The sequence below is a fragment of the Stieleria sp. genome, assembly GCF_041595215.1.
Classification (GTDB): Bacteria; Planctomycetota; Planctomycetia; order Pirellulales; family Pirellulaceae; genus Stieleria; species Stieleria magnilauensis.
In genome coordinates this window covers 1-6,386 of sequence record NZ_JBFHKV010000441.1, presented here as the reverse complement: position 1 = coordinate 6,386, position 6,386 = coordinate 1, and the positions used below count along the sequence as shown (strand labels likewise).

Genomic DNA, 6,386 nt, shown 5'->3' with positions numbered 1-6,386 from the left:
GACGACGCGGCGGATCTTGTCCAGCTCCTGCATCAGGTTGGACTGTGTCTGCAATCGTCCGGCGGTATCGATGATGGCGACATCGGCACCGATTTCGATCGCCTTGTCGACCGTTTGAAACGCCACGCTGGCCGGGTCGGCGCCCTGTTTTCCCGTCACGATGTCGCAGCCGATCCGCTCGGACCAGATTGTCAACTGTTCGACCGCGGCGGCGCGGAACGTGTCCCCGGCGCCCAAGACGATCTTCTTGCCCTGGGACGTCAGGTGGTGGGAGAGTTTTCCGATCGAGGTGGTTTTGCCGCTGCCATTGACGCCGACGACCAGGATCACGCTGGGTTTTCCGGGCAGATTCAGCGGGGCGGCGTCCTGTTGGAGCATCGCCTGGGTTTGGGCGGTGATCGATTCGAGGACCTCGTCCAGCCCGACTTTGCGGCCGCGGTAGCGTTTGGCGACGTCGTCACGGAGTTCTTCGGCGGGGCCGGCGCCCATGTCGGTGCGGATCAGTTTGGCGAACAGTTCGCCCAGGAATTCGTCATCGACCAGCCGCCCCTCGTCTTTGAACAGGTCGCGGATGTCGGTGTTGAGTGCCCGCCGTGTTTTTTCCAGCCCGTTGCGAAATCGCCCGAACAAGCCCGCCGACGACTCGGCTGCCGGTGCTGCCGCTGCCGGTGCTGAGGCTGCCGGTGCTGAGGCTGCCGGTGCTGAGGCTGCCGGTGGAGAGGCTGCCGGTGGCGAGGCTTTGGGGGTAGCTGCGGCTTGCCCGTGATCGGCTGCGGTGGAGGGTTCCTGCTGGGCCGGACCGGACGGCTGGGCGGGGGGTGAATCGTCTGATTTTTTCTTCGAACGCCAAAAAACCATCGGTCTTGTTCTCGGTCGGACTATCGAGTGGGTGGGGAAAGGCAAAGTGTGCCGGAAAGGTCGCCATTGCGGTACCGCCCGGTGGTTTGGATTCCGTTAGCCGACAGTTTACCGTCGGATGACCCGCGGATCAGGGAGCCTCTTCCCAGTCGGCAAAGTTTCTCTGATAGCGCTGTGCGGCACAGTTGGACCACGTGGACCGCTGCTGGGGGGACCGACGCAAAACATTCCAATTCGACCCCAAATCATGAACAAACCATCCCGATAACGCAGGTGACGACAGAGGCGACGCGTCAGACGGTCAAATCGTAGCGTCCGACACTCGACTCCCGTTTTGACCACGGTCGGCTCTGCTGATCGGAGACGAACACGGGATGGCAAGCAGTCAGACATGCCTTGACCCGACCAATTAGGGTCTCAGCGGCCCGCGTATCTTTGGTCGCGGGCGTAATTCGTTGTTGCCCTGCCCTTTTTTAGAACCCAGAAAATGGAATTCGGGAGAATTTAAAGCGATGAAGCTTAGCAAGATTGCCATGCTGGCTGCGATTGCCTGCGCGTCCTACACGAGCAGCATGACCGCGAGCGGAAATGACTCAATTGAACTGGTCTCGCACTGCGCGGCCGCTTGCGATTGCGGCGAGCCGGTCTGTGGATGCGAAACAGTAGTTGGCTGCGATCCGTGCGGTGACGCATGTGATAGCGGCTGTGGCGACGCAGGATGCTGCGACGCCGGATGCGACGGCGGATGCGACTCGGCGTGTGGATGCGGTTTGGGAGGCGGCCTCGGCAGTCTTCTCGGCGACTGCTGCTTGGGCGAACAATGGTCACTCTTCGGTGAGCATTGTGGCTGGAGTGCAGGCGGTTGGGTCCAAATGGGCTACCACGACCGCGCTCTGCCCATCTTCAATGACCGCCCCGATGAATACAACCTGCACCAAGCCTGGTTGTACGCTGAAAAGGCGATCGATACGTCCTGTGGCTTCGATATCGGTGGCCGAATCGACTACGTTTACGGGATCGATGCACAGAACACCCAAGCGTTCGGCACGGGAAACCGCGGCTGGGATAACGATTGGGACAACGGCGGTGCGAACGGCTACGGTCACGCCCTGCCCCAACTGTACTTCGAAGCCGGCTACGGCGATTTGTCCGTCAAAATGGGACACTTCTACACCATCATCGGATGGGAAGTCGTGACCGCCCCGGACAACTTCTTCTACAGCCATGCGTACACGATGAACTATAGCGAGCCCTTCACCCACACCGGTGTTTTGGCAACCTACAACGTGAACGACAACGTCACCGCCTACGGTGGATACACCTTGGGCTGGGACAGCGGCTTCGACGACAACGGTGACAGCTTCTTGGGCGGATTGTCGGTCGCAATGAGCGACGATCTCACCCTGACCTACGCGACCACCTTCGGTCGCATCGGTGCGGCTCCCCTGGGAACCCCCGAGCAAGGTTACATGCACTCGATCGTCGCCGATGTGACCTTGAGTGACAACCTGCAGTACATCTTCCAGTCGGATTACCTGGATACCGAAACCTCGGCCGGTGCGACCGTCCGCGAAACCTTCGGCATCAACCAGTACCTGATTTACACCCTCAGCGATTGCTGGGCGGCCGGTGGACGTTTCGAGTACTACAACAACGAAGGCATCTTCGCTGCTCCCGGTAACGATTCGGACATCTACGCCTTGACCCTGGGTGTGAACTACAAGCCGCACGCCAACGTCATCGTGCGTCCGGAAATCCGCTGGGATTGGGATGACGATCAAGTCGCCGGCTTGGAAAGCGGCGACGACCAAACGACCTTCGGCATCGACACGATCTTCTTGTTCTAAGACGTATCGAATCGAAGACCGCTTCGGTCCACTGCACCGGCCGGCGGCCGCTCGAACCCCTCGAGCGGCCGCCGGCTTTTTTTGTGGACCCGCCGCGGCAAACGCCACCTGACCGGTACGAATTAACACCCGGTGTCAAGATCGGCAATCCTGGCAGAATGCGAAAAGCCAGAAGAGTCGATTTCTCGGCAATTTTCTCCCGATACATCTCTTGGAAGATGGTCAAGCGGTTCTCGATCGGCGCCCTCGCAAGGCGGGCGTATCCGTCCTTCAGATACCGCCGGACACGTCGAACTTCAGCCTGCATAAGGCTGCGGTTCGATGTGTCTACCGATCACACGCTACGCAATACCAAGAAAGGAACGTCCTTTGACGGGACGACGAGGGAGACCCATGAAACGTAAATTGTTATTCAGCACGCTCGCGTTGTTGTGCTTCGGCGGCAACGCCTTGGCTGGTGGACCGTCTGCCGATGGAAACTACCACGCTCTGTACCAAGCCGCCCCAGGGGCCAGCGGGCAGATCGCACAGGTCGGATGCACCGATGACGTCGGTTGCGGTTGCGAAACGCCCTGTGACTGTGATGCCGGAGCCTGTGATACCGGAGTCTGCGAACCCGATTGCGGTGCAGACACGATCGAGTACTGTGACTCCGGCTGCGACGGTGGTTGCGATGCCGGTTGTGGATGCGGCGGCGGATTCGGCGCCGGACTGTTCGACAGATTAGGCCAGTGCGATCTGGGCGAGCCCTTCGCCCTGTTCGGCCAGTGCGGCAACCTTTCCGCCGGCGGTTGGGTCCAAATGGGATACCACACCGACGCCACGCCGCTGTTCAACAACCGCCCCGATGAATACCAGCTTCACCAAGCTTGGTTGTGGGCGGAAAAAGCGATCGACACATCCTGCGGATTCGATATCGGTGGTCGCATCGACTACGTCTACGGTACCGATGCCCAGGACACCCAAGCGTTCGGAATCAACAACAACCACTGGGACAACGATTGGGACAACGGCGGAGCAAATGGCTACGGCCACGCGATGCCACAGCTGTACTTGGAAGCCGGATACGGAGACCTGTCGGTCAAAGTCGGACACTTCTACACCATCATCGGATGGGAAGTCGTGACCGCCCCGGACAACTTCTTTTACAGCCACGCGTACACGATGTACAACAGCGAGCCGTTCACCCACACCGGTGCTCTGGCGACCTTGGCCGTCAGCGACGATGTCGAAGTCTACGGCGGTTACACGCTCGGTTGGGACAGCGGCTTCGAGGACAACGGCGACTCGTTCCTGGGCGGTGTTTCGTTGGCCCTCAACGAAGACATCAGCCTGATCTACGCCGCCATCGGTGGTCGGTTCGCCGACAAGGGCGGCAACACCGAGAAGGGCTACATGCACTCGATCGTTGCCGATGTCGCGCTGACCGACAATGTCCAGTACATCTTCCAAAGCGATTATCTGGACACCGAAAACCAAAACAACATGGGCGTTCGGAACACCTTCGGCATCAACCAGTACCTGATCTACACGCTCACCGATTGCTTGGCCGCCGGGGCACGCTTCGAGTGGTACAACCAGGAAGGCGTGTTCAGCAACTACGGCACCGAGACCGACATCTACGCTCTGACGATGGGTGTCAACTACAAGCCGCATGCCAACGTGGTCGTGCGTCCCGAAATCCGCTTCGACTGGGACGACGATCAAGTCGCCGGCCTGGACGAAGGCGAAGAGCAAACGACCTTCGGAATCGACACGATCTTCTTGTTCTAAGCAACAAGGCGTCCGAAACGAAATCGCAAACGCGATTCCCGCAAGAGGCCGCGTCCGCCAAACGGTGGACGCGGTCTTTTTTCATTCCTGCGCTGCCTCAAAGCGGCCTCAAACGAAGACCTGCCGTTTGGCACGAGCCTACGGGCCCTCACCTTAGCAAACGACGCTTCACCTAGCAGTATCGGCCTGACCGGTGCCCGATCCGTTAGCATCGACCTGCCTATCAACTGGGCAGCAAAACGAGATCAGGCCCTTCGAATCGACCGACCGCGACTCGCCGCGAACCCACGATTTTTTTTAAGTCGTTTGGGGACAGTCACTTGAGACCCATTCTCGACTACCGATCGCGTCTTTGGCCCAGTGGATGCTCTCTCTGGCAAACGTCCTGGCCAGCGATCAGCTGCACCGCTGTGATCCACACCACAGCCAGCGGTCAACAACATGGCCAGCGATTACCAACACACGTGGTTCTACCTACCGCTGCCCTGACGCCAGTCGAGACTTGTCTCGGCTGGTGGCAGGGCATCCGAACAACGCTGTCGGCCACGCCGCTCTCTCGGTGATGGTTGCGACTTGTGAACTCTCGGTCCCGTCCCGGACCGGAAGCTGCCCGGCTCGGAGGAGTGTCCGCCTCGCTCCTCCGAGCCCGGGCTTTTCCTGGGACGCTGCGTTGCAGCGTTGTTGCCTGGGGCTTTTTCTGGTCGCCGCCGTTCGGTTATAGTCGCCCTTCGCCAGACGCGATCACTTGTTGGTGGATGCGTTGACGGAAACCATCAAAGGACGCAGCACCTGTGAAATTGATCATCGCCATCATCCAACCGACCAAGCTCGATGCGGTCAAAGAAGCCTTGACGCAAGTCGACGTGCACCGCTTGACCGTGCTCGATTGCCAAGGTTTTGGCCGCCAGAAAGGACAAACCGGCAATTACCGCGGCACCGAATTCAGCGTCAACCTGCTCCGCAAGGTGCAATTGCAGATCGCGGTCAACGAAGAGTTCGTCAAACCGACGATCGAAGCGATCCTGTCGGGAGGACGCAGCGGTGACGCCGGCGAAATCGGGGACGGGAAAATCTTCGTCCTGCCGATGGACGACTGCATCCGCATCCGCACCGGCGAGACCGGCAGCGAAGCGATCTAACGCCGAACCGGCTGCCAGCCTCTCGATCAGCCTCTTTGACAGGCTGGAAGCCTACCCCACTTCCACCGCACGCCGATCAGAACGGGGCGTCTTCTTCACTGGCCTCGTCAAACGCCGCGTTGGGGTCAGTCACCCGCTCGCTCATCGCGTCGGCCGGGTTGGCGTTGCCGGTGATTTTGAAGGACGTCGCTTCGACGTTGACGAAGAACTTGACTTCGCTGTTGGCGTCCTTTTGCCAGCGTCGGCCGTTGAGCCGATAGGTGATCTCGACCTCGTCGCCTTCGTTCATCTCGTCGACCGAGTCACAGGAATCGCGGGTGAATTCGACCGGCACAAAATTGGTGAAGCTGCCTTTGTCCTGCTCCAACACCACCAATCGCTTGCGAAAACCCTTGCTGCCGTACGTCTTGGTTTCCTCGATCAAATGGACAACGCCGGTTACGGATGGGTCGCTCATCGCTTCTCTCAAAATCGCTCGGAATTAGTGTTTTTCGGGGTCGCGAATTGTAGCCTGTCCGGCTGGAGAGTGAGAGGGGGAGCAGGGTCGGCGGTGGAGAGATGGCAGAAAAATGGCGGGCCGCAGAGCGACGCTGGGGATCCGGGAGGAGTCGACAAGAAAATGGATGACAGGAAAATCAAGCATATCCGACCGAAAAAATCTGAAACCCGAAACCTGAAACCCGAAACCTGAAACCCGAAACCTGAAACCTGAAACCCGAAACCTGAAACCCGAAACCTGAAACCCTGGCACCCCCCGGCGTCTGCGGTC

The 6,386-nt window shown here is 59.5% G+C and carries 5 protein-coding genes; 3 read left to right on the top strand and 2 right to left on the bottom strand.

Annotated features, from left to right (window positions below):
• Window positions 1-630, bottom strand: a 630-nt coding sequence (locus ABX749_RS17345; RefSeq protein ID WP_372897073.1) for an AAA family ATPase, incomplete at its 3' end; no start/stop codon positions are given.
• 740 nt (window positions 631-1,370) lie between these two features.
• Here ABX749_RS17345 and ABX749_RS17340 point away from each other — a divergent pair.
• From ABX749_RS17340 to ABX749_RS17330, 3 genes are all read left to right on the top strand, one after another.
• A complete protein-coding gene (locus ABX749_RS17340; RefSeq protein ID WP_372897072.1) occupies window positions 1,371-2,705 on the top strand; it encodes a porin in 1,335 nt (444 codons plus the stop codon).
• A 393-nt stretch (window positions 2,706-3,098) separates the two neighbouring features.
• A complete protein-coding gene (locus ABX749_RS17335; RefSeq protein WP_372897071.1) occupies window positions 3,099-4,478 on the top strand; it encodes a porin in 1,380 nt (459 codons plus the stop codon).
• A gap of 791 nt (window positions 4,479-5,269) precedes the next feature.
• The gene (locus tag ABX749_RS17330; RefSeq protein WP_145220552.1) at window positions 5,270-5,617 is read left to right on the top strand and encodes a P-II family nitrogen regulator; all 348 of its coding nucleotides are present in this window, start codon (window positions 5,270-5,272) and stop codon (window positions 5,615-5,617) included.
• Window positions 5,618-5,693: 76 nt separating this feature from the next.
• Here the strand turns inward: ABX749_RS17330 and ABX749_RS17325 are convergent, their stop codons facing one another.
• Window positions 5,694-6,074: a DUF3127 domain-containing protein gene (locus tag ABX749_RS17325; RefSeq protein WP_095739865.1), complete on the bottom strand. Its 381-nt coding sequence runs from the start codon at window positions 6,072-6,074 to the stop codon at window positions 5,694-5,696.
• Between the last annotated feature and the right edge of the window lie 312 nt (window positions 6,075-6,386).

Bases quoted from the DNA above. Each gene is read 5' to 3' on its own strand.
- ABX749_RS17335 (WP_372897071.1), top strand. From the start codon at position 3,099: ATGAAACGTAAATTGTTATTCAGCACGCTCGCGTTGTTGTGCTTCGGC.
- ABX749_RS17340 (WP_372897072.1), top strand. From the start codon at position 1,371: ATGAAGCTTAGCAAGATTGCCATGCTGGCTGCGATTGCCTGCGCGTCC.
- ABX749_RS17325 (WP_095739865.1), bottom strand. From the start codon at position 6,074: ATGAGCGACCCATCCGTAACCGGCGTTGTCCATTTGATCGAGGAAACC.